Below are 24,101 nucleotides of genomic sequence, written 5' to 3' on the forward strand. Positions count from 1 at the left end.
TAGTTAGTTAAACAGATTAAACACCTTAAAACAGTATAAATAATACTATTTTATCCTCCATTTTTCATTCCATTTTAGAACGCAATGAAATCCCTAAATCAATTATACCTAAGATTGTCACGAGAGGAAACAGCATTGGAATAAACATACATACAATAAAACTAATAATAGGAACCCCTTTCGTAAAACCTTTTCTATGCGCTACAAAGGCGATAAATGTTAATCCTTGGAATACGAGTAGCATAGCAAAGATTACATATAGATTAGAAAATACCATATGTAAATATGATGTTGGTTCAACTTTCATGAAAGTTGATAGCAAGATAAATATGACGTAATACCAAACAATACTCTTTGGTAATTGTATATCTTTAAACTTAGGCCAAGCTGTAATATCATACTTTAATTTTCTCAAAACACTACCTGATATCATAACTGTAATCCACGAGAAACATAATGAAACCATTACAAGTAAACTTGGAAATAGCGTTTGTAACATATCATTAAATTGTCCTAATAACTCTTTTTGTTCTTTACTAATCGGCATACCAGCGGCACTTACTATCTTTTCACTTTGCGCCATACTTTCATTAAACATATTTTGCATTTGCTTCATTAAATCTATGTTGAAAAATTTTATACTTCCAACATAAATGAGCATAATACCAATTAAATATGCAAGTGTTCCAGCTATCAATATCTCCACTGGTTTTTTTCCTTTTTTATACATGTATCCTAATACAACACCTATTAATCCAAACATGACCGTCTTGATAAGACTAATCGGTTGACTTACAACAACTGTAATAAAAAGTGCCGCTACAAAAATCACGAGTACATTAGATAGTTTATACCTTACTGTTAATAATATAAATGGTAACGGCAGCGCAAACGTCACAACTGCACCTAAAATCGGAACATACATAGATATAAGCAACAAAATTGCATATATCGCTAACAATGCTGCACCCTCAGTAATAAATCTCGTACTTTTCATCATCTAACCTCTCTTTCAAAAAGAAAAGCATAGCAAAATGCACAGTAGAGTCCGACTCTACTGTGCATTTCATACGCTATTATTCACCAACATATGGTAAAAGTGCCATTTGACGAGCACGTTTAATTGCAACTGTAAGTTTGCGTTGGTATTTTGCGCTTGTTCCTGTTACACGACGAGGTAAAATTTTACCACGCTCAGAAACGAAACGTTTTAATAAATCAACATCTTTATAATCGATGCGAGTGATGCCGTTAGCTGTGAAGAAACACACCTTACGACGTTTCGCACGTCCACCTTTGCGTCCTGCCATGTCTATTTCCCTCCATTCTTTGTTAAAACTAACAAATTTACACGATTAGAACGGTAAATCGTCGTCGGAAATGTCGATCGGTTGACCTACATTTGAAAATGGATCGTCATTCTTCGTAAATCCAGAGTTACCTTGGTTACCTGAATTACTAGATTGACCAAATGGGTTAGAGCCTTGGTTACCGAAACCAGCTCCTGATGGTTGCTGATTGAATGAACCACGTTGCTCCCCACCGCCATTACGCGGCTCTAAAAATTGTACGCTCTCCGCAAGAACTTCTGTTACATATACACGTTTACCATCTTGTCCCTCGTAATTACGAGTTTGAAGACGTCCATCTACGCCTGCTAAGCTACCTTTTTTCAAATAATTTGCCACGTTTTCTGCTTGTTTACGCCATATTACACAATTAATAAAGTCAGCTTCACGCTCACCTTGTTGATTCGCAAATGCGCGATTCACAGCTAACGTAAAAGTAGCTACTGCAACACCATTGGGCGTGTAACGTAAGTCAGGGTCCTTAGTTAAACGACCAACGAGGATAACACGATTCATCAATCGAACCACTCTCCCTTATATATCAATTATTTTTCTTCTTCTTTAACAACGATATGACGAAGGATGTCTTCGTTGATCTTAGCTAAACGGTCGAATTCGTTAATCGCTTCTGCGTTAGAGTTCACGTTTAAGATCATGTAGAAACCTTCACGTAAGTCGTTGATTTCGTAAGCTAAACGACGCTTACCCCACTCTTTTGTGTTAATGATTTCTGCACCATTGTTTGTTAAAACACCTGCAAAACGTTCAACTAAAGCTTTTTGAGCTTCTTCTTCAACGCCAGGACGAATGATGTACATAATTTCGTACTTTCTCATTACACTTTCACCTCCTTTTGGTCTAAACGGCCCATAATGGGCAAGGAGCAATTAATTATATAGTAATTACTCACGAGTTTAGATTATATCATAGTAAGTTAGATGAATCAACTAACCGCTAAATAAAAACTTGGCAAATATATAATATATTTGCCAAGTTCCTATCTTTATTTTCCTAGGAAATATCTTTATTACACGTTAAAGCGGAAGTGCATAACATCTCCGTCTTTTACGATATACTCTTTTCCTTCTAGACGTACTTTACCAGCTTCTTTTGCAGCTGTCATAGAACCGTTTGTCATTAAATCATCATAAGAAACTGTTTCTGCACGAATAAATCCACGCTCAAAGTCCGTATGAATAACACCAGCACATTGTGGTGCTTTCATACCTTGTTTAAACGTCCATGCACGTACTTCTTGCACACCGGCTGTGAAGTAAGTAGCAAGTCCTAATAAGTCATATGCAGCACGAATTAATTGATCTAAACCAGATTCTTCAATTCCTAGTTCTTCAAGGAATACTTTTTTCTCTTCCTCATCTAACTCAGCAATTTCTGATTCAATTTTTGCACATACAACAATTACTTGTGAATCTTCATTTGCTGCAAATTCTTTTACCATTTGTACATATTTATTTTCAGAAGGATCCATAATATCATCTTCACTTACATTTGCTACGTATAGCATTTCTTTCGTTGTAAGCAAATGAAGGCCTTTAACAATCTTCATTTGCTCTTCTGTAAATTCAACAGTACGAGCTGGTTTTCCCTCTTCAAAAGCTTCTTTTAAACGAACTAAAATTTCATGCTCATATACAGCTTCTTTATCTTTTTGTCTTGCTAACTTCGCAACTCGTTCGATACGTTTATCAACAGATTCTAAATCCGCTAAGATTAGCTCTAAGTTGATTGTTTCAATATCGTCAATTGGATCTACTTTTCCTGAAACGTGCGTAATATTTTCATCTTCAAAACAACGAACAACTTGGCAAATTGCATCTACTTGACGAATGTGAGATAAGAATTTATTTCCTAATCCTTCACCTTTACTCGCACCTTTTACGATACCTGCAATATCAGTAAATTCGAATACAGTCGGAACAGTTTTTTTCGGTTCTACTAATTCCGTTAATTTATTTAAACGCTCATCTGGTACTTCTACAATCCCTACGTTTGGATCAATTGTACAGAATGGATAGTTCGCAGATTCTGCTCCTGCTTGTGTAATTGCATTAAATAAAGTGGACTTTCCTACGTTAGGTAATCCAACAATCCCAGCCGTTAATCCCATATTTTTCACTCCTATGTCTCAATCTTTCATCATTATAGATAGTAACGAAAAAAATGACAAGTTTCCACCAAATGAAAAAAAGCAACGGCTGTCTACTGCAGCTGTTGCTTTTTCACTATTCTTCATGCTTCACAAGTATTTTTTTCACCTTACGGTCAAACTCTCTTCGAGGAATCATTACCGAATGGTCACATCCCTCGCACTTAATGCGGATATCCATTCCCATACGAATAATCTTCCAGCGATTTTCACCACATGGATGGGCTTTCTTCATTTCCACAACATCGTACAAGTTATATTGCTTTTGCTCCATTCTCCAAACCCCTCCTACTACTAATTTGCTTTTTCACTAACTAATTCTTCACGACTATATAAAACCATACGTGGGTATGGAATTTCAATCCCATGTAAATCAAGGCGATTTTTAATCTCTTTGCGAAGGGCCCTCGCAATACTTGCATGCTGCATCGGCTCTACTTCAGCAATAACACGTAACACAACTTCAGATGCTGCCAATGTTTGAACACCTAACAATTGAGGTGTTGTTACCATCTTCTCATATTTTTCTGGTAATTCCACTAATAAATCTTCAATAACTTGCTCCGCTCGTACTATATCACCTTCATAAGAAATAGATACATCAACAAATGCTACACTATTACTAACGGAAAAGTTCGTTACTTGTACAATACTGCCATTTGGCAAAATATGAATCTCACCTGTCCAGCTTTTCATCTTCGTTGTACGTAGTCCTATTTCCAAAACTGTTCCTTCAAATTGGCCTATTTTTACATAATCACCTACTGAAAATTGATCCTCTAACAAAATAAATAATCCTGTAATAACATCTTTAACTAAACTCTGTGCACCAAAACCGACTGCTAAACCAATTACCCCAGCACCGGCTAATAGACCTGACGCATTAATATCAAACACACCTAAAATTGCAATCAACATAATGAACATAACAACATATGCCACAATATTTTCAAGCAACTTCGCTACCGTAACTGTACGACGTTCTGAAATTTGAATCGGCGAACGACTTCCCATACGAAATGCATTTCGTACAATTGCCCTTGCAATACGAACAACGATTGCACCAAGTATTAAAATAACGATTATTTTAAGTGATTTCACTCCTATATTCGTCCAATCTACGGACTCGAACCATTTTATTGCTAAATCCATACTCCTCTACCTCTCCAGCAAAAATTTCTTTTTAGTTATCCTTATTATTGTATCAGAAGTCTTACTTATTTCTGAAAAAAATTTATGATTTTAATTACATCTGTTCGCTTACATCTAGGTATAAAATGGAACAAAAATATATATACTAGTACTATTATTTCCATTTTCATTCACAGTTTGTAAAAAGCATGCACTTATAATTTTCCATTTCACTTACTATATAACATATTGTGAAAATTTATTAAAAGGATGGGTGCTTCATGAATATTAGAAGTTTTCGCTTACCTTTTTTTGAAAAAGAAACTCAAAATGTTATGCATCAGGACTTAGAAGCCTCTGAGGTAATCAGTAATTTCTTACTTTCTCATATTCCCATTAAGACTAATATGCCACTCATTCTCGTTTGTATCGGAACAGACCGTTCCACTGGTGATGCACTTGGTCCATTAGTTGGTACTAAACTGGAACAAGTAGAAATCAAAAACTTCCAAGTGTTCGGCACACTAGATGAACCAATGCATGCGCTAAATTTAGAAGAGAGAATTCAGAATATACAGAAAGATAATCCAACTTCTTTTATTATCGCTGTTGATGCATGTTTAGGAAAATCTCAAAGTATCGGTTCGATCACTACCGGAAAGGGCCCTAGTAAACCTGGAGCAGCGATGAATAAGAAATTACCTGCCATTGGTGATTTGCATATACATGGCATCGTCAATTTAAATGGTTTTATGGAGTTTTTTGTTCTTCAAAATACGAGATTAAGTTTAGTGATGAAAATGGCCGATGTAATCGCACAAAGTATAAAAGAGACGGATCAAAAATTATCTGCATTAAAAAAAGCAAACCATCTATAAGTAATAAGATGGTTTGCTTTTTAATTTTCCTTTGATAGTAGCTCTAAAATGCGATTTAAATCTTCTTTATTGAAAAATTCAATTTCGATTTTACCTTTTTCTTTTTTCGTTTCTTTAATCTTCACATCTGTACCAAATTTTTCTCTTAAAAACGTTTCGCGTTCTACAAAAAATATATTTCTTTCTTTTTTCACTTGTATTGTTTCACGTGAAACGCGTTGATTAATCTCCTGGACAATTTGTTCTAATTGGCGAACGTTCAATCCTTCTTTTTCGATTCGTTTTAATAGAGCTTTCAACTGTTCCTCATCTTTTATCGTAAGTAAAGTTCTTCCATGAGCCATTGAAAGCTGACCGTTTGCAATCATATCTTGAACGAATGAAGGGAGGCTTAATAACCGGGTATAATTGGCGATGTAAGGCCTGCTTTTACCAAGACGTTTGGCTAATTGTTCTTGCGTTACATTTAGCTCATTCATTAACATCTGATATGCCATTGCCTCTTCCATAGGATTTAAATCTTCTCTTTGTAAGTTTTCAAGCAAAGCAAATTCCATCATTTGCTGTTCATTTAATTCCCTTACAACAGCAGGTACTTTTTCAAGTCCAGCCTCTTTAGCAGCACGATATCTTCTTTCACCTGCAACAATTTCATATCCTTTAATACTCTTTCGAGCAATTAAAGGTTGCAATATGCCGTGTTCTTTAATAGAAGCCGCTAATTCCTGAATCGCTTCTTTATTGAAATGTTTACGTGGTTGATATGGATTCGGCCTTAATTCAGTTACTACAATCTCCTGAATTGTTTCTTCTTCTTTCACATCTAAATCAGGAAAAAACACATTGATTCCTCTTCCTAACCCCTTAGCCACCTGCAATCACTTCCTCTGCTAAATCTATATATACTTCCGCCCCTCTTGATTTAGCGTCATACTGCATAATCGGTTTTCCATGACTTGGTGCCTCACTTAAGCGAACATTGCGAGGAATAATTGAACGATACACTTTATCCCTAAAGTATTTTTTCACTTCATCTATAACTTGAATTCCTAAATTTGTACGAGCATCCAACATCGTTAGCAATACACCTTGAATTGCTAAATTTTTGTTTAAATGCTTCTGTACAAGTCGAACTGTATTTAATAGCTGACTTAACCCTTCCAGCGCATAATATTCACACTGTACAGGAATAATAACAGAATCTGCTGCTGTTAACGCATTAATCGTTAGTAATCCTAAGGATGGGGGACAGTCAATAATAATATAATCATATTCGTCACGAATTGGCTGTAATGCTCTCTGCAAGCGTACTTCCCGGGAAATGGTTGGTACCAATTCAATTTCGGCACCAGCCAATTGAATTGTAGCGGGTAGAACATCTAAGTTTTCAGTTGCGGTTTTCCGTATAACACCTTGAACATCTGCATCTTCCACAAGAACATTATAGATACATTGATCTAATTCAGATTTTTCAATTCCTACACCAGTCGTTGCGTTTCCTTGAGCATCAATATCTACAAGAAGGACTTTTTTTCCTACTTGTGCCAATCCGGCTCCTAAATTAACGGATGTTGTTGTTTTTCCAACACCGCCTTTTTGATTGGCAATAGCAATGATTTTTCCCATGATGTCACCTACTTTCAACCTTTCTTTCTTATTCTAGAAACAATTACGTTTATTGTAACATGAAATAAAAGCTTTTCTTTTACGTCCTTATTAAACTTCAAAATTTATTTCTAAACTCCTTCTTCATTTAACAAGAAAATATAGTAAAAGAGACCTCTCCAACAGGATAAGGCCTCTAACACACAATTATTTTTTCTTAGGAATTTTAATTGTAATTTGATAATACTCATCAAATTCTTCTTCCTCAGAATTAACATTCAAACCACTACTAGCAACCATTTGCAATGATTGTCTAATTGTATTCATAGCAATTCTCGTATCTCGACTTACTGCTTTTTGTTTCGCTTTGCGCTTTGGCTTTACTTCTTCTAGTAACTTCGCAATTCGTTCTTCTGTTTGCTTTACATTCAATTGCTTCTCCACAATTTCTTGTAAAACCTTCAGTTGTAATTCCTCATTTTTCAAAGGAATAAGAGCGCGAGCATGACGTTCTGTAATACTCTTTTCTAATAACGCATTTTTTATTTTTTCGGGTAACTTTAATAATCGTAATTTATTTGCGATTGTGGATTGCCCTTTTCCAAGTCGTTGTGCCAATGCTTCTTGTGTTAAATTATGTAACTCAATCAGCTTTTGATATGCCACAGCTTCTTCGATTGCTGTTAATTCCTCACGCTGCAAATTTTCAATTAACGCTACAGAAGCTGTCTCAGTATCATTTAAATTTTTAATTATTGCAGGAACTTTTTCCCACCCTAACTTTGTTGCTGCGCGAAAACGCCTTTCCCCGGCAATAATCTCGTACTTATCATCCTCATATTGTCTCACAACAATCGGCTGGATAAGCCCATGTGTACGAATCGTTAAAGCTAGCTCATCAATACGTGCATCGTCAAAAACTGTTCGTGGTTGATAGCGGTTAGGGGTAATATTTACTATCGGTATTTCTTGTATTTCTTCATATACCTTTTTATCTATTTCTTCATGGCTTTCGTCTTGTAATTCGAATTCGCTCTCTTTATCTCCAAAGCCAAATAAACGAGAAAACGTATTTTTCATACATATTCCACCACCTTTTAGGCCTATTGACTGTTCTACATAAAATGTTCCCTATGAAACATTTACGTTTTCATTTATATAATTTAATCTTACGTCTAATAAGATTTATTTTTCAATAGGTAATTTATTGGGTGTTCCCGGTTTGCGTGGATATTTCTTTGGTGTCTTGCGCTTTTTCTCGATTAATAAAATATTACGCTCACTTTCTTCAAACGGCAATTGGAATGTAGACATTTCCTTTAATTCTCCGCCAAGTACCTCTAAAGCATACTTGCCATTTTCAATTTCCTCGTTCGCTGCTGCACCTTTCATGGCAATGAATGTTCCCCCTACTTTTACAAGTGGTAAACATAGCTCACTCAGTACAGAAAGACGCGCAACTGCACGTGCCATTACAATATCGTATGACTCACGTACACCTTCTTTTTTCCCAAATGTTTCAGCGCGATCATGGCAAAATGCAACATCACTTAATTCTAGCTTTTGTGCTAAGTGATTTAAGAAATTAATACGTTTTTGCAATGAATCTACAATTGTTACTTTTAAGTGTGGGAAACAGATTTTCAAAGGAATACTTGGGAATCCAGCTCCTGCACCAACATCACAAATAGAGAATGGTTTTGAAAAATCATAATAAAAAGCAGCTGTAATGGAATCAAAAAAGTGTTTTAAGTATACTTCTTCTTTCTCCGTAATAGCTGTTAAATTCATTTTCTCATTCCACTCTACTAACGTTTCAAAGTAGATTTTGAACTGCTCTAACTGTCTAGAAGAGAGGGAAATCCCCTTCTCTTCTAGCATAGATTGAAATTGTTCTATGTTCATCTAGCAATATCTCCTTACTATTTATTGGTTCGATACTCGTGCAATTTTTCCTTGTTCAATGTACACAAGCAAAATGGAAACATCAGCTGGATTTACGCCCGAAATACGTGAAGCTTGCCCCATCGAAAGCGGACGAACATCTTTCAGTTTCTGTCTAGCTTCTGATGCAATTCCAGAAATCGCATCATAATCAATATCCACAGGGATCTTTTTGTTTTCCATTTTCTTCATACGTTCTACTTGCTGTAGAGATTTTTCAATATATCCTTCGTATTTAATCTGAATTTCAACTTGTTCTGTAATCTCATCATTTAATTCTACTTCACTTGGCACTAAAAGGTGGATATGCTCATACGTCATCTCTGGGCGACGTAATAAATCACTTGCACGTATTCCATCTTTCAATTCGCTTCCACCAATACTACGAATTAATTCTTGAACTTCAGGACGTGGTTTAATAATAATGCTCTCTAAACGCTCTTTTTCCTGATCAATTTGTAGTTTTTTATTTGTAAATCGCTCATAACGATCTTCTTTAATTAAGCCAATTTCACGACCAACCTCAGTTAGACGAAGATCCGCATTATCGTGACGTAATAATAAACGATATTCTGCACGAGACGTTAATAAACGATATGGTTCATTTGTACCTTTTGTTACAAGATCATCAATTAAGACACCGATATAAGCATCAGCGCGACCTAAAATAACTTCTTTTTTACCTAAAGATCGACATGCTGCATTAATCCCAGCCATAAGCCCTTGTCCCGCAGCTTCTTCGTATCCAGAAGTTCCATTAATTTGTCCTGCTGTATATAAATTTTTAATTTTTTTCGTTTCAAGTGTTGGCCATAGTTGTGTTGGTACAATTGCATCATATTCAATGGCATAACCTGTACGCATCATTTCAACATTTTCTAGACCTGGAATTGTTCTAAGCATTTCGCGTTGTACATCTTCTGGTAAGCTTGTTGATAAGCCTTGTACGTATACTTCTTGTGTATTACGTCCTTCTGGCTCTAAGAAAATTTGATGACGTGGTTTATCATTAAATCTTACTACCTTATCCTCAATCGAAGGACAATATCTAGGTCCTGTTCCTTTAATCATACCAGAATACATAGCTGAGCGATGTAAGTTTTTATCTATTAAACGATGTGTTTCTGTACTTGTATACGTCAACCAGCATGGAATTTGATCCATAATAAATTTCGTTGTTTCAAAAGAGAAAGCTCGTGGCTTGTCATCACCTGGTTGAATTTCTGTTTTGCTGTAATCAATTGTATTACTGTTTACACGAGGAGGTGTACCTGTTTTAAATCTAACTAGATCAAAACCAAGTTCCTCTAAGTGTTCAGATAATGTAATGGATGGTTGCTGATTATTTGGACCGCTTGAATATTTTAAGTCTCCCATAATAATCTCACCGCGTAAAAATGTTCCAGTTGTAATTACAACTGTTTTCGCTGTGTATTCAGCACCAGCTTGTGTAATTACCCCTTTACATACACCGTCTTCAACGATTAAACGCTCTACCATTCCTTGGGACAACGTTAAGTTTGGTGTTTCTTCAATCGTTTTCTTTAATTCATGCTGGTAAGAGAATTTATCAGCTTGTGCACGAAGTGCGCGTACAGCTGGACCTTTACCTGTATTTAACATACGCATTTGAATATGTGTTTTATCAATATTGCGTCCCATTTCTCCGCCTAATGCATCGATTTCACGAACAACAATCCCTTTTGCTGGTCCACCAACAGAAGGGTTACATGGCATGAACGCTACCATATCTAAATTAATTGTTAACATTAAGGTTTTTGAGCCCATTCGTGCTGCCGCAAGACCAGCTTCACATCCTGCATGACCTGCACCGATTACTATGACATCGTATGAGCCGGCATTGTATCCCATTGTTTATTCCTCCTAAATAATCTCTGTATTATTTTCCTAAACAAAATTGAGAGAACAATTGGTCAATTAAGCTTTCATGGACGGTATCACCAGTAATTTCACCAAGTATTTCCCACGTTCTTGTTAAATCGATTTGTACCATATCAATTGGCACACCATTTTCTATCGCTTCAATTGCATCACCAATTGTTTTTCCTGCTTGTGTTAATAGCCCGATATGTCTCGCATTAGAAACATATGTCATATCTGCAGAATCAATTGCTCCTTCAAAGAATAAATCAGCAATAGCCTTTTCAAGCTCATCTATTCCTTGCTCTTCAATTAAAGATGTTGTAATAACACGATTCCCCGCAGCTAACTCTGCAACACGTTCCATATCAATTCCTTGCGATAAATCTGTCTTATTCACAATAACAATGAAATCTTTTCCTTGTACGGCACGGAATAAATCTTCATCTTCATTTGTTAAAACCTCACTATAGTTGACAACAACTAACACTAAATCAGCTTGGCTCATCATTTCTTTTGAACGCTCTACACCAATTCGTTCAACGACATCTTCCGTCTCACGAATGCCGGCTGTATCTATAAGTTTAAGTGGTACACCACGCACATTAACGTACTCTTCAATAACATCACGAGTTGTTCCTGCAATATCAGTTACAATTGCTTTTTTCTCCTGAACAAGACTATTTAATAGCGATGACTTCCCAACGTTAGGTCTACCGATAATTGCGGTTGCAATACCTTCACGTAAAATTTTTCCTTGCTTCGATGTTTCTAATATCTTTGCAATTTCAGCACGGACATGTGTAGCTTTCTCAATTAAAATATTATGCGTCATCTCTTCTACATCATCATATTCTGGGTAATCTATATTTACTTCAACATGAGCTAGTGTTTCTAATATTTCTTGACGCAGACGACCAATTAATTTAGATAATCGTCCTTCCATTTGGTTAATTGCTACATTCATTGCACGATCTGTTTTTGCACGAATTAAGTCCATAACGGCTTCTGCTTGTGATAAATCGATACGTCCATTTAAAAAAGCACGTTTCGTAAATTCACCAGGCTCAGCTAATCGTACTCCTTGTGCTAAAATAAGCTGCAATACTTTATTTACCGAAACAAGTCCACCATGACAGTTAATCTCTACTATATTTTCACGTGTAAAAGTCCTTGGTGCACGCATAATAGACACCATAACTTCTTCAATAACTTGATTTGTATCTAAATTAACAATATGACCATAATGAATAGTGTGAGAAGGAACTTCTGTTAAATCCTTCCCTTTAAAAATGCGATTCACTTTCTCAACCGCATCATCCCCACTTACTCGAACAATGGCAATTGCACCTTCCCCAAGCGCTGTGGAAATCGCGGCAATTGTATCAAATTCCATGTCCTTTCACCTCACTTGCTTATTTATCTCTATTTCAACATGATTTTTTCCTTCACTAAATTATTAGGATACCATAACGAACCTATCTACAAAAGAATAATAACTCATTTTATTATGTCCTCATGTAAAAAACACTAAACTTATTCACAGTGGATAAGTTTAGTGTTTTTTAGTTATCCACAATCATTTTTGCCTCAAAAAAACCGGCACTCAATTGAGTAACCGGTCATTTGGAAGATATTACAACATGCCGATGTGGTTCTTTTCCTTCAGAAGTTGTAATGATACTTTGATGATTAGATAATGCTTGATGAATAATTTTCCGTTCAAAAGAAGGCATTGGTTCTAATACAACTCTTTTTTTCGTACTCGCCACTTGTTTTGCTAATCGATAAGAAAGCAATTCTAACGTATTTTTCCTTTTACTACGATAGTTTTCAGCATCTAGTGTGATACCAATATATTGCTTTGTATTACGATTCGCAACAAGTTTTGTTAAATATTGCAAAGAATTCAATGTATTACCTCTTTTTCCAATTAAAACACCTACATTTTCACCAGAAATTGTAAATTCAACTTCGCGTCCTTTTACAACTTTTCTAATCTCAACTTCCACACCCATATTGCGAATAACATTTTTTAAATATTCTTCACATTCTTGGATTGGATCCTTCTTCAATACAACTTCTACTACAGCAGGACGATTCCCAAATAAACCTAGGAATCCTCTCTTACCCTCATCGATAATATTTATATCCACTCGATCTTTCGAAGCATTTAGTTGTCTTAAAGCATCTTGTACTGCCAGCTCGACTGTTTGTCCTTTAGCAGTAATTATACTCACTTGCTTGATCCTCCTGCCTTACTAGCCTTAATTTCAGGCCCTTTGATCATATACATTTGAGCGATACCAAAGATGTTACCAACTACCCAGTACAGTGATAGTGCTGCTGGGAAGTTAATTGCAAAGACTAAAATCATGATTGGCATAAGCCAAATCATCATTGCCATTTGCGGATTTTGTCCAGCTGTTCCTGCCATTGCAAGTTTTTGCTGAATAAATGTCGTAATAGCCGCAACAACCGGAAGGATGTAGTACGGATCTGCGTGCCCTAAATCAAACCATAGGAATGTATGCTTACTAATTTCTGATGTTCTCATAATCGCGTGATAAAAAGCGAATAAAATAGGCATCTGAACAAATATTGGTAAACATCCTGCTAATGGATTTACACCATTTTTTTGATATAACTGCATCATTTCTTGTTGTAATTTTTGCTGTGTTGCTTGGTCTTTCGAGCTATATTTCTCTTTTAACCTCACCATTTCTGGTTGTAACGCCTGCATCGCTTTCGTACTCTTCGTTTGCTTAATCATTAATGGTAATAATGCAAAACGAATAATAAGAGTCGTAACAACGATCGCCAAACCGTAATTATCACCAAGCAATTTCGCGAAATACGTGATTAACTGAGAAAGCGGGTATACGAAATATTCATTCCAAATCCCAGTGCTCTTCGATGTAATCGGCTGATTCGTTTGATTACAACCGGTAGCAATTGCCATTAATGCAACAACCATGGCTAGTAAACCTATTTTCTTTTTCAAAGCCTGCTCCTCCTTGTTTCGGTATGTATATAGTGTAATTCATTTCCTTACGCTACTTTTTTATTCTTTTCATACCAGAGCGTTTAAAGACATGAATTAAGCTTTTCTTTAACTCTTCATATGTCATCTCTGCACAAGGCTTCCTTGCTATTATAACAAAATCTTTTCCAGAATCTATCTCATCTTTTAATTCTATAATCGATTGGCGAATCATACGCTTAATTCGATTACGAACTACTGCATTTCCTATTTTCTTACTAACAGAAAGGCCAATGCGAAAGTGTGGCTGTTTTTCTTTATCTAATTGGTATACAACAAACTGACGATTAGCATTCGACTGTCCTTTTTGGAAAACAGCCTGGAATTCATCATTCTTTTTTATACGATTTTTTTTCTTCATATCAATTGACACTCCTGTATTTCATCAGTGGAAATTCATTATTATTAGAAAAAAAGACCACTGAACGATCAGTGGTCTACGCAGATAATACTTTTCTTCCTTTACGACGACGAGCTGCTAGCACTTTACGTCCGTTCGCTGTGCTCATACGGCTGCGGAAACCATGTACTTTGCTGCGCTTACGTTTATTTGGTTGGTAAGTTCTTTTCATTATATGACACCTCCCTGAGGAATATCTGTTAAAGACAGTCTAATAAATTATAGTAAATCAACTAGGAAAATGTCAATGGTTCTCGAAATTTTCATCAAATATTCATTTTGAATCTATTCACACACTTTTTCACAACCCCTACATTTCCTTGTGGATAAATGCATTTCCTCTTTTTTTATATCCACAAACCCTTTTTTCACTTTTACACAGTATATCGTATTGTGGACAAGTTTATTCCACAAGGTATTGATTTTGTGGATAACTTTCTTAATTTCATTGCTATAGCCACTTTTTTTTGATATTATAGTTGTGTTTTCACTTTGAATAAGTTTTCCACATCATTATTTTATCCACAATTTGTGTATAACATGTGGATAGTTTAAATCACATGTGGGTAAATAGTTGTCCACATTTGTTTTTTTATCGAAAACTCTATCTCGGATACAAACAACGTTTTTATATTTTAAAATACGTTTCGTATAAATATGCATTTAAAATATTTGTGGGTTGTACAATTGTTGCGCAACCTCATTCTTTTACCATCTTTGTAAAGGAGGGACACCTTTGGAAAATATCTCTGATTTATGGAATAGCGCCTTAAAAGAATTAGAAAAAAAGGTGAGTAAGCCAAGTTATGAAACGTGGTTAAAATCAACAACTGCTCATAACTTAAAAAAAGATGTATTAACTATTACAGCTCCAAATGAATTTGCTCGTGACTGGCTAGAATCGCATTATTCAGAACTAATTTCAGAAACACTTTATGATTTAACAGGGGCAAAACTAGCTATTCGCTTTATCATTCCCCAAAGTCAAGCAGAAGAGGATATAGATCTCCCTTCTGTTAAACAAAATCCAGCACATGATGAATCTAACCATTTACCACAGAGCATGTTAAATCCAAAATATACATTTGATACGTTTGTTATCGGCTCTGGTAATCGTTTTGCACATGCTGCTTCTTTAGCTGTAGCCGAAGCGCCGGCTAAAGCCTATAATCCGCTCTTTATTTACGGGGGCGTTGGACTTGGAAAAACGCATTTAATGCACGCAATTGGTCATTATGTAATTGAACACAATCCAAATGCAAAAGTTGTATATTTATCATCTGAAAAATTTACAAATGAATTCATTAACTCAATTCGTGATAATAAAGCTGTCGATTTTCGTAATAAATATCGTAATGTAGATGTCTTATTGATAGATGATATTCAATTTCTTGCTGGAAAAGAACAAACACAAGAAGAGTTTTTCCATACATTTAATGCATTACATGAAGAAAGTAAACAAATTGTAATTTCAAGTGATAGACCTCCAAAAGAGATCCCAACTTTAGAAGATCGCCTTCGTTCTCGCTTTGAATGGGGTTTAATCACAGATATTACGCCACCAGATTTAGAAACTAGAATCGCAATTTTACGTAAAAAGGCAAAAGCAGAAGGTCTTGATATACCAAATGAAGTTATGCTTTATATCGCAAATCAAATTGACTCAAACATTCGTGAACTAGAGGGTGCACTTATTCGAGTTGTAGCTTATTCATCTTTAATTAATAAAGATATGAATGCTGATTTAGCGGCCGAAGCACTTAAAGATATTATTCCAAATTCTATACCTAGGATTATTTCTATTTCTGATATTCAAAAGGCTGTTGGGGGTGTCTATCAAGTAAAATTAGAAGATTTTAAAGCGAAAAAACGCACAAAATCCGTTGCATTCCCTCGCCAAATTGCGATGTATTTATCACGTGAACTTACGGACTCATCTTTACCAAAAATAGGTGAAGAATTTGGTGGTCGCGATCATACAACAGTTATCCATGCTCACGAGAAAATTTCGAAGCTACTAAAAACGGATACTCAATTGCAAAAACACGTTGAAGAAATTAATGATATTTTAAAGTAGTAGTAGCTGAATAGTGTGAATAACTTACTTTGTTTTACGCACAGTCTATCCACATGTAGATAGACTGTTTTTACATCTCTAAACAGAGTTATCCACATATCCACAAGCCCTATTACTATTACTACTACTTTTTTATCTTTATTAAATAAATAAAATCTTATACTTACCGGAGGTTTTTCGTTATGCGTTTTACAATACAAAAAGACTATCTTGTAAGAAGTGTACAAGATGTAATGAAGGCTGTTTCTTCCCGTACAACCATTCCAATTCTTACAGGGATTAAAGTTGTAGCAACTGAAGAAGGGGTTACTTTAACAGGTAGCGATGCAGATATTTCCATTGAGTCATTTATCCCAGTTGAAGATGCTGGAAAAGAAATTGTAGAAATTGAACAATCAGGAAGCATTGTTTTACAAGCAAAATATTTTAGTGAGATCGTAAAAAAATTACCTAAAGACATTGTCGAAATTTCTGTGGAAAATCATTTTATGACAAAAATAAAATCTGGAAAATCAGAGTTTAATCTAAATGGTTTAGATTCTGCTGAATATCCGTTATTACCACAAATCGAAGAACATCATGTATTTAAGATTCCAACAGATTTATTAAAGCACATGATTCGTCAAACTGTATTTGCAGTTTCAAGTTCTGAAACAAGGCCAATCTTGACAGGTGTAAACTGGAAAGTATATAACAGCGAATTAACTTGTATTGCAACAGATAGTCACAGGCTAGCACTTCGTAAAGCGAAAATAGCAGGACATGATATTGCTGATGAATTTCAAGCAAATGTCGTTATTCCTGGTAAAAGCTTAAATGAATTAAGTAAAATTCTAGATGAGTCTGAAGAAATGGTAGATATCGTTATTACGGAGTATCAAGTATTATTCCGTACAAAACATTTATTATTCTTCTCGAGATTGTTAGAAGGAAATTATCCAGATACAACACGTTTAATTCCAGCTGAGAGTAAGACTGATATTTTTGTAAATACAAAAGAGTTTTTACAAGCAATTGATCGTGCTTCACTATTAGCAAGAGATGGTCGTAACAACGTTGTTAAATTATCGACGTTAGAACAACAGATGCTAGAGATTTCTTCGAATTCGCCAGAAATCGGAAAAGTAGTAGAAGAGGTTCAATGTGAAAATGTAGATGGAGAAGAATTAAAAATATCTTTTAGTGCAAAATATATGATGGACGCATTAAAAGCTTTAGATAGTACAGAAATTAAAGTTAGTTTTACTGGGGCAATGAGACCGTTCTTAATTCGTACAGTAAATGATAATTCCATTATCCAATTAATTTTACCGGTCCGTACTTACTAAGTAAGGATTAAGGGTTGCTAGTTTAAAGGTACTAGTGACCCTTATTTGATTTGTAGGGTATTACTTTCCTAATGCTGGTTTATTTAGTACAATGAAAGAATGAACACTTTCAGAAAGTGAGCGATTTTATGAAACTTATTAAGATTTCAACAGAATACATTACACTAGGACAATTTTTAAAGTTAGCTGATGTAATTGATACAGGTGGCGCTGTAAAATGGTTCTTACAAGAATATGAAGTATACGTGAATCAAGAACTTGAAAATAGAAGAGGCCGAAAGTTATATGCAAATGATATTGTTGAAATTCCGGGAAGCGGAACTTTCCAAGTTCAATCATAAAGGGGGATCCCTTTGTTTATTACAGAAATACAATTAAAAAACTATCGCAATTATGAGCATTTAGAGCTTTCCTTTGAGGATAAAGTCAATGTAATTATTGGGGAAAATGCCCAAGGGAAAACGAATCTAATGGAAGCTATATATGTACTGGCGATGGCGAAATCCCATAGAACTTCGAACGATCGTGAACTCATTCGTTGGGATGAGGATTATGGTAATATAAAAGGTAGATTACAAAAGCGAAATAGTTCTTTATCTTTAGAATTAAATATTTCAAAAAAAGGTAAAAAGGCAAAGTTGAATCAGTTAGAACAACAAAAATTGAGCCAGTATATTGGTGAAATGAATGTTGTTATGTTTGCCCCAGAAGATTTAAATCTTGTAAAAGGAAGCCCTCAAGTACGAAGACGCTTTTTGGATATGGAACTTGGACAAATAGCTCCTGTCTATTTGTATGAATTAAGCCAATATCAAAAGGTACTCACGCAACGAAATCATTTACTTAAGAAGATGCAAGGAAATAGTAAAAATGAGGAAACGATGCTGGATGTATTTACACTTCAACTTATCGAGCATGGTGCGAAAATTTTGCGGAAACGTTTTGAGTTTTTACATTTACTACAAGAATGGGCTGCTCCAATTCACCGTGGAATTAGCAGGGGATTAGAGGAGCTAGAAATCGTGTATAAACCAAGCGTAGATGTATCAGAATCAATGGATTTGTCGAAAATAAAAGAAGTATACTATGAAAGTTTTCAAGCTGTGAAACAACGTGAAATTTTTCGTGGTACAACTTTACTCGGTCCTCATCGTGATGATTTACAATTCTTCGTTAATAGTAAAAATGTTCAAGTCTTTGGCTCACAAGGACAACAACGAACAACCGCACTATCCCTAAAATTGGCTGAAATTGAATTGATATACTCAGAGGTTAAGGAATATCCAATCCTTTTACTAGATGATGTGTTATCAGAATTAGATGATTATCGTCAATCGCATCTGCTAAATACAATTCAAGGAAAAGTGCAAACATTTGTGACAACGACGAGTGTCGACGGAATTGAACACGAAACATTGAAAGAAGCGAAAACAATTCATGTAACGAACGGCACGGTAGATTGTGAAATGGACAGAAAATAATTTCTGTTTAAATGGAAAAGTAGGTGATCTTTGTGTCAATGGAACAAAAGCAAATGCAGGAAAATGCATATGATGAAAGTCAGATTCAGGTGTTAGAAGGACTGGAAGCGGTTCGTAAGCGTCCTGGTATGTATATCGGCTCTACAAGTGGAAAAGGTCTTCATCACCTCGTATGGGAAATAGTTGATAATAGTATTGATGAAGCTTTAGCCGGATATTGTGATGAAATTAATGTCAGTATTGAAGAAGATAATAGTATTGTCGTAACAGATGATGGCCGTGGTATCCCAGTTGGTATTCAAGAGAAAATGGGACGACCTGCTGTAGAGGTTATTATGACGGTTCTTCATGCTGGAGGAAAATTTGGCGGTGGCGGTTATAAAGTCTCCGGTGGTTTGCACGGAGTAGGTGCATCTGTTGTAAATGCTTTATCAACAGAATTAGAGGTATTTGTACATCGAGATGGAAAAATTCACTATCAAAAATATGAACGTGGTATCCCGGTTGCGGATTTAAAGGTAATAGGTGAAACAGACCGCACAGGAACAATAACACGATTTAAGCCAGATCCAGAAATTTTTCAAGAGACGACAGAATATGAATTTGATACATTAGCTACCCGTATGCGTGAGCTAGCGTTTTTAAATCGCAATATTAAATTAACAATTGAAGATAAGCGTGAACATAAGCAAAAGAAAGAATTCCATTATGAAGGCGGAATTAAATCGTATGTTGAACATTTAAATCGTTCAAAACAACCAATTCATGAAGAACCGGTATATGTAGAAGGTTCAAAAGATGGTATTCAAGTTGAGGTTTCCTTACAGTATAACGAAGGATATACAAATAATATTTACTCATTTACGAATAACATTCATACGTATGAAGGTGGTACACACGAAGTAGGATTTAAAACAGCTTTAACTCGTGTGATTAACGATTATGGTCGTAAAAATAGTATTTTAAAAGATGCGGATAGTAATTTAACCGGTGAAGATGTTCGTGAAGGTTTAACAGCAATCGTGTCAATTAAACATCCAAATCCACAATTTGAAGGACAAACAAAGACGAAACTTGGAAATAGTGAAGCGAGAACGATTACAGAGTCTGTATTCTCAGAGGCGTTTGAGAAGTTCTTGCTGGAAAATCCAAGTGTTGCACGTAAAATTGTAGATAAAGGGACTATGGCAGCGCGTGCACGTGTAGCGGCTAAAAAAGCTCGTGAATTAACGCGCCGAAAGAGTGCTCTAGAAGTTTCAAGTTTACCAGGGAAGTTGGCAGATTGTTCTTCTAAAGATCCAGCAATTAGCGAAATTTATATCGTAGAGGGTGACTCTGCGGGGGGATCTGCAAAACAAGGGCGTGATCGTCATTTCCAAGCGATTTTACCACTGAAGGGTAAAATTATTAATGTTGAAAAGGCACGCTTAGATAAGATTTTATCAAATGATGAAGTTCGTACAATTATAACAGCAATTGGTACAAATATTGGTGGGGATTTTGATATTGAAAAAGCCCGATATCATAAAGTTATTATTATGACAGATGCCGATGTCGATGGTGCGCATATTCGTACCCTATTATTAACGTTCTTCTATCGTTATATGCGTCAAATCATTGAGTATGGTTATATCTATATTGCGCAGCCGCCACTATTTAAAGTGCAACAAGGTAAGAAAATTCAATATGCTTACAACGATAAGGAACTTGAAAAAATCTTAGCTGAATTACCAGCCCAACCTAAGCCGGGAATTCAGCGTTATAAAGGTTTAGGGGAAATGAATCCAACTCAGTTATGGGAGACAACAATGGATCCAGAAGTACGTTCGTTACTTCAAGTTTCTCTTCAGGATGCAATTGAAGCGGATGAAACATTTGAAATTTTAATGGGAGATAAAGTAGAGCCGCGTCGTAACTTTATCCAAGAAAATGCAAAATACGTGAAAAACCTTGATATTTAAGTGAGTAATGACAGGAATCTAAGTATTCCTGTCTTCTACATATAAATCAATGTATGTGTAACGGAAATGTAAGAGGAGGTGCTCGTTGATGTCAGACAATCAACAACAAGCACGAATTCGAGAAATTAATATTAGTCATGAAATGCGTACCTCATTTTTAGATTACGCAATGAGTGTTATCGTATCTCGTGCATTACCAGATGTTCGTGATGGATTAAAACCTGTGCATCGTAGGGTTTTATATGCGATGAACGATTTAGGGATTACAGCTGATAAAGCGTATAAGAAATCAGCACGTATTGTCGGTGAAGTAATCGGTAAGTATCACCCTCACGGTGACGCAGCCGTTTATGAGACGATGGTACGTATGGCGCAAGATTTTAGTCAACGTTATATGCTTGTTGATGGGCATGGTAACTTTGGTTCTGTTGATGGAGATTCAGCGGCAGCAATGCGTTATACAGAAGCAAAAATGTCTAAGATTTCTATGGAATTAATACGTGATATTTCAAAAAATACAATTGATTATCAAGATAACTATGATGGTTCTGAAAGGGAGCCCATTGTATTACCAGCCCGTTTCCCTAACTTATTAGTAAATGGTACAACAGGCATTGCGGTTGGTATGGCAACGAATATTCCGCCGCATCAACTTGGGGAAGTAATTGATGGTGTATTGGCATTAAGCCATAATCCCGAAATTACCATTGCTGAATTAATGGAATGTATTCCAGGACCGGATTTCCCAACAGCAGGTTTGATCTTAGGAAGAAGTGGGATTCGAAGAGCTTACGAGACAGGTCGTGGTTCTATTATAATTCGTGCTAAAGTTGAAATTGAAGAGAGAGCCAACGGTAAACAATCTATTATTGTAACTGAGCTACCTTATCAAGTTAATAAGGCACGTTTAATTGAAAAAATCGCAGAATTAGTTCGTGATAAGAAAATTGAAGGTATTACAGATTTACGTGATGAATCGGATCGAAATGGTATGCGTATTGTTATGGAAGTACGTCGCGATGCAAATGCCAATGTACTATTAAATAATCTATATAAACATACAGCACTTCAAACAAGTTTCGGTATTAATATGTTGTCTCTTGTAAATGGAGAGCCACAAGTTCTGAATTTAAAACAAAATTTATATCATTATTTAGAGCATCAGAAGGTCGTGATTCGTAGACGTACTGCTTATGAATTAGAGAAAGCGGAAGCGCGCGCTCATATTTTAGAAGGATTACGAATTGCTTTAGATCATCTTGATGAAGTTATTACGTTAATCCGCAGTTCAAAAACAGCCGATATTGCAAAACAAGGTTTAATGGAACGCTTCGGCTTAAGCGAAAAACAAGCACAGGCGATTTTAGATATGCGTCTGCAACGCTTAACTGGACTAGAACGTGAAAAAATCGAACAAGAATATCAAGACTTAATGAAGCTAATTGCAGAATTAAAAGCAATTTTAGCAGATGAAGAGAAGGTTCTTGAGATCATTCGTGAGGAATTAACGGAAGTAAAAGAACGTTTTAATGACAAGAGACGAACTGAAATCACAATCGGCGGTATGGAATCTATCGAAGATGAAGATTTAATTCCAGAGCAAAACATTGCAATTACATTAACTCACAATGGCTATATTAAAAGGTTACCAGCGTCCACGTACAAAACACAGAACCGTGGGGGACGTGGTGTACAAGGAATGGGTACGAATGATGATGACTTTGTTGAACATTTATTAACAACGTCTACCCATGATCATATTTTATTCTTCACAAACAAGGGTAAAGTATACCGTACAAAAGGATATGAAATTCCAGAATATAGTCGTACGGCGAAAGGGCTACCTATTATTAACCTATTAGGAGTAGATAAAGGGGAGTGGATCAACGCTATTATTCCAATTCGTGAATTTGGTGACGATCAGTTCTTATTCTTCACAACGAAACAAGGTATCTCTAAGAGAACACCACTTTCATCATTTGCAAATATACGTACGAATGGTTTAATTGCAATTTCTCTTCGTGAAGAGGATGAAGTAATCTCTGTACGTTTAACATCTGGCGATAAGGATATTATCGTTGGAACAAGTAACGGTATGTTAATTCGTTTCAATGAGCAAGATGTGCGTTCTATGGGACGTAATGCGGCTGGTGTAAAAGCAATTACATTAGGCGATGAAGATCAAGTCGTAGGTATGGAAATTGTCGAAGAGGATGTAAATGTTCTAATTGTAACGAAAAATGGTTATGGAAAGCGTACACCAATTGATGAATACCGCCTGCAAAGTCGTGGTGGTAAAGGTCTGAAGACTTGTAATATTACAGATAAAAACGGTAAATTAGTAGCGGTTAAGTCTGTAACAGGTGAAGAAGACGTTATGTTAATAACAGCAGCGGGTATTATTATTCGTATGCCAGTTGATCAAATCTCCCAAATGGGACGTAATACACAAGGTGTTCGTCTAATTCGATTAGAGGATGACCAAGAGGTAGCGACAGTAGCAAAAGCACAAAAAGACGAAGAAGAAGAATCTGGCGAAGAGGTTACTTCTGAAGAATAAGAGAGGGGAATTTCCCCTCTCTTATTTTTTATATAATAATACTTGCATAATAATAATAAAGTCTATATAATAGGCAGAGTCAGCAAATGAGCGATACAAATCATCAAAAAAACTTGTTGACGAAAATAATATACTATGATATATTATAAAAGTCGCTGAAACGCGATGTTGAACTTTGAAAACTAAACGAAACAAACAACGTGAAACGTCAATTTTTATTTTTAGATGCTAGACAAACTAACTTTATTGGAGAGTTTGATCCTGGCTCAGGATGAACGCTGGCGGCGTGCCTAATA

At 35.7% G+C, this 24,101-nt stretch carries 24 protein-coding genes; 7 read left to right on the top strand and 17 right to left on the bottom strand.

The window, feature by feature from the left end; genetic code table 11:
- Positions 1–64: 64 nt before the first annotated feature.
- From ACTFQM_RS23855 to ACTFQM_RS23885, 7 genes are all read right to left on the bottom strand, one after another.
- Positions 65–1,000 (bottom strand): YybS family protein, encoded by a 936-nt coding sequence (locus tag ACTFQM_RS23855; protein ID WP_440036536.1) that lies wholly within the window; start codon positions 998–1,000, stop codon positions 65–67.
- Positions 1,001–1,076: 76 nt separating this feature from the next.
- Positions 1,077–1,310: a 30S ribosomal protein S18 gene (gene rpsR / locus ACTFQM_RS23860; RefSeq protein WP_000918873.1), complete on the bottom strand. Its 234-nt coding sequence runs from the start codon at positions 1,308–1,310 to the stop codon at positions 1,077–1,079.
- Between the two features lie 45 nt (positions 1,311–1,355).
- Positions 1,356–1,868 (bottom strand): single-stranded DNA-binding protein, encoded by a 513-nt coding sequence (gene ssb / locus ACTFQM_RS23865; protein WP_000981966.1) that lies wholly within the window; start codon positions 1,866–1,868, stop codon positions 1,356–1,358.
- A 26-nt stretch (positions 1,869–1,894) separates the two neighbouring features.
- Positions 1,895–2,185 (bottom strand): 30S ribosomal protein S6, encoded by a 291-nt coding sequence (gene rpsF, locus ACTFQM_RS23870; RefSeq protein ID WP_001233781.1) that lies wholly within the window; start codon positions 2,183–2,185, stop codon positions 1,895–1,897.
- Between the two features lie 191 nt (positions 2,186–2,376).
- Positions 2,377–3,477: a redox-regulated ATPase YchF gene (ychF, locus tag ACTFQM_RS23875; RefSeq protein WP_440036537.1), complete on the bottom strand. Its 1,101-nt coding sequence runs from the start codon at positions 3,475–3,477 to the stop codon at positions 2,377–2,379.
- Between the two features lie 115 nt (positions 3,478–3,592).
- Positions 3,593–3,790 (bottom strand): DUF951 domain-containing protein, encoded by a 198-nt coding sequence (locus ACTFQM_RS23880; RefSeq protein WP_000436051.1) that lies wholly within the window; start codon positions 3,788–3,790, stop codon positions 3,593–3,595.
- Positions 3,791–3,810: 20 nt separating this feature from the next.
- On the bottom strand, positions 3,811–4,668 hold the full coding sequence (locus ACTFQM_RS23885; RefSeq protein WP_440036538.1) for a mechanosensitive ion channel family protein: 858 nt from the start codon (positions 4,666–4,668) through the stop codon (positions 3,811–3,813).
- Positions 4,669–4,928: 260 nt separating this feature from the next.
- On the opposite strand from ACTFQM_RS23885, the gene yyaC reads away from it, so the two are divergent.
- Entirely contained in the window at positions 4,929–5,525 is a 597-nt protein-coding gene (gene yyaC, locus ACTFQM_RS23890; RefSeq protein WP_025146940.1) for a spore protease YyaC, read from the top strand.
- Positions 5,526–5,545: 20 nt separating this feature from the next.
- Here yyaC and spo0J read toward each other — a convergent pair whose 3' ends face one another.
- The 10 genes from spo0J to rpmH form a co-directional block, all read right to left on the bottom strand.
- Complete coding sequence (gene spo0J / locus ACTFQM_RS23895) at positions 5,546–6,397, bottom strand: stage 0 sporulation protein Spo0J (RefSeq protein WP_440036540.1); 852 nt, start codon at positions 6,395–6,397, stop codon at positions 5,546–5,548.
- The gene (gene soj, locus ACTFQM_RS23900) at positions 6,390–7,151 is read right to left on the bottom strand and encodes a sporulation initiation inhibitor protein Soj (RefSeq protein WP_002174509.1); all 762 of its coding nucleotides are present in this window, start codon (positions 7,149–7,151) and stop codon (positions 6,390–6,392) included. Before soj ends, spo0J begins: the two co-directional genes overlap by 8 nt.
- A gap of 186 nt (positions 7,152–7,337) precedes the next feature.
- Positions 7,338–8,210 carry a nucleoid occlusion protein gene (gene noc, locus ACTFQM_RS23905; protein ID WP_440036541.1) on the bottom strand — a complete coding sequence of 291 codons (873 nt, stop codon included), beginning with the start codon at positions 8,208–8,210 and terminating at the stop codon, positions 7,338–7,340.
- Positions 8,211–8,315: 105 nt separating this feature from the next.
- Positions 8,316–9,035 carry a 16S rRNA (guanine(527)-N(7))-methyltransferase RsmG gene (gene rsmG, locus ACTFQM_RS23910; RefSeq protein WP_134266329.1) on the bottom strand — a complete coding sequence of 240 codons (720 nt, stop codon included), beginning with the start codon at positions 9,033–9,035 and terminating at the stop codon, positions 8,316–8,318.
- 21 nt (positions 9,036–9,056) lie between these two features.
- A complete protein-coding gene (gene mnmG, locus ACTFQM_RS23915) occupies positions 9,057–10,946 on the bottom strand; it encodes a tRNA uridine-5-carboxymethylaminomethyl(34) synthesis enzyme MnmG (protein WP_440036542.1) in 1,890 nt (629 codons plus the stop codon).
- 28 nt (positions 10,947–10,974) lie between these two features.
- Complete coding sequence (mnmE, locus tag ACTFQM_RS23920) at positions 10,975–12,351, bottom strand: tRNA uridine-5-carboxymethylaminomethyl(34) synthesis GTPase MnmE (protein ID WP_440036543.1); 1,377 nt, start codon at positions 12,349–12,351, stop codon at positions 10,975–10,977.
- Between the two features lie 226 nt (positions 12,352–12,577).
- Complete coding sequence (jag, locus tag ACTFQM_RS23925) at positions 12,578–13,195, bottom strand: RNA-binding cell elongation regulator Jag/EloR (RefSeq protein ID WP_440036544.1); 618 nt, start codon at positions 13,193–13,195, stop codon at positions 12,578–12,580.
- Entirely contained in the window at positions 13,192–13,959 is a 768-nt protein-coding gene (gene spoIIIJ, locus ACTFQM_RS23930; protein ID WP_002174516.1) for a YidC family membrane integrase SpoIIIJ, read from the bottom strand. The genes jag and spoIIIJ overlap by 4 nt, the downstream gene beginning before the upstream one ends.
- 52 nt (positions 13,960–14,011) lie before the next feature.
- The gene (rnpA, locus tag ACTFQM_RS23935; protein WP_025146932.1) at positions 14,012–14,359 is read right to left on the bottom strand and encodes a ribonuclease P protein component; all 348 of its coding nucleotides are present in this window, start codon (positions 14,357–14,359) and stop codon (positions 14,012–14,014) included.
- 76 nt (positions 14,360–14,435) lie between these two features.
- Positions 14,436–14,570, bottom strand: a complete 135-nt coding sequence (gene rpmH, locus ACTFQM_RS23940) for a 50S ribosomal protein L34 (RefSeq protein WP_000831901.1) — start codon at positions 14,568–14,570, stop codon at positions 14,436–14,438.
- 564 nt (positions 14,571–15,134) lie between these two features.
- On the opposite strand from rpmH, the gene dnaA reads away from it, so the two are divergent.
- The 6 genes from dnaA (at position 15,135) to gyrA (ending at position 23,805) form a co-directional block, all read left to right on the top strand.
- On the top strand, positions 15,135–16,475 hold the full coding sequence (gene dnaA / locus ACTFQM_RS23945; protein ID WP_002174518.1) for a chromosomal replication initiator protein DnaA: 1,341 nt from the start codon (positions 15,135–15,137) through the stop codon (positions 16,473–16,475).
- A gap of 182 nt (positions 16,476–16,657) precedes the next feature.
- Entirely contained in the window at positions 16,658–17,803 is a 1,146-nt protein-coding gene (gene dnaN / locus ACTFQM_RS23950) for a DNA polymerase III subunit beta (RefSeq protein WP_002174519.1), read from the top strand.
- A 128-nt stretch (positions 17,804–17,931) separates the two neighbouring features.
- Entirely contained in the window at positions 17,932–18,144 is a 213-nt protein-coding gene (gene yaaA, locus ACTFQM_RS23955; protein ID WP_025146931.1) for a S4 domain-containing protein YaaA, read from the top strand.
- A gap of 12 nt (positions 18,145–18,156) precedes the next feature.
- The gene (gene recF, locus ACTFQM_RS23960) at positions 18,157–19,284 is read left to right on the top strand and encodes a DNA replication/repair protein RecF (RefSeq protein WP_025146930.1); all 1,128 of its coding nucleotides are present in this window, start codon (positions 18,157–18,159) and stop codon (positions 19,282–19,284) included.
- Between the two features lie 38 nt (positions 19,285–19,322).
- Positions 19,323–21,245 carry a DNA topoisomerase (ATP-hydrolyzing) subunit B gene (gene gyrB, locus ACTFQM_RS23965; protein ID WP_440036547.1) on the top strand — a complete coding sequence of 641 codons (1,923 nt, stop codon included), beginning with the start codon at positions 19,323–19,325 and terminating at the stop codon, positions 21,243–21,245.
- An 88-nt stretch (positions 21,246–21,333) separates the two neighbouring features.
- Positions 21,334–23,805 carry a DNA gyrase subunit A gene (gene gyrA / locus ACTFQM_RS23970; protein ID WP_327902603.1) on the top strand — a complete coding sequence of 824 codons (2,472 nt, stop codon included), beginning with the start codon at positions 21,334–21,336 and terminating at the stop codon, positions 23,803–23,805.
- Positions 23,806–24,101 lie beyond the last annotated feature (296 nt).

Origin of the sequence: Bacillus cereus group sp. MYBK30-2 (genome assembly GCF_051915945.1) — a bacterium.
In the GTDB taxonomy this organism is placed as follows: Bacteria; Bacillota; Bacilli; order Bacillales; family Bacillaceae_G; genus Bacillus_A; species Bacillus_A paramycoides.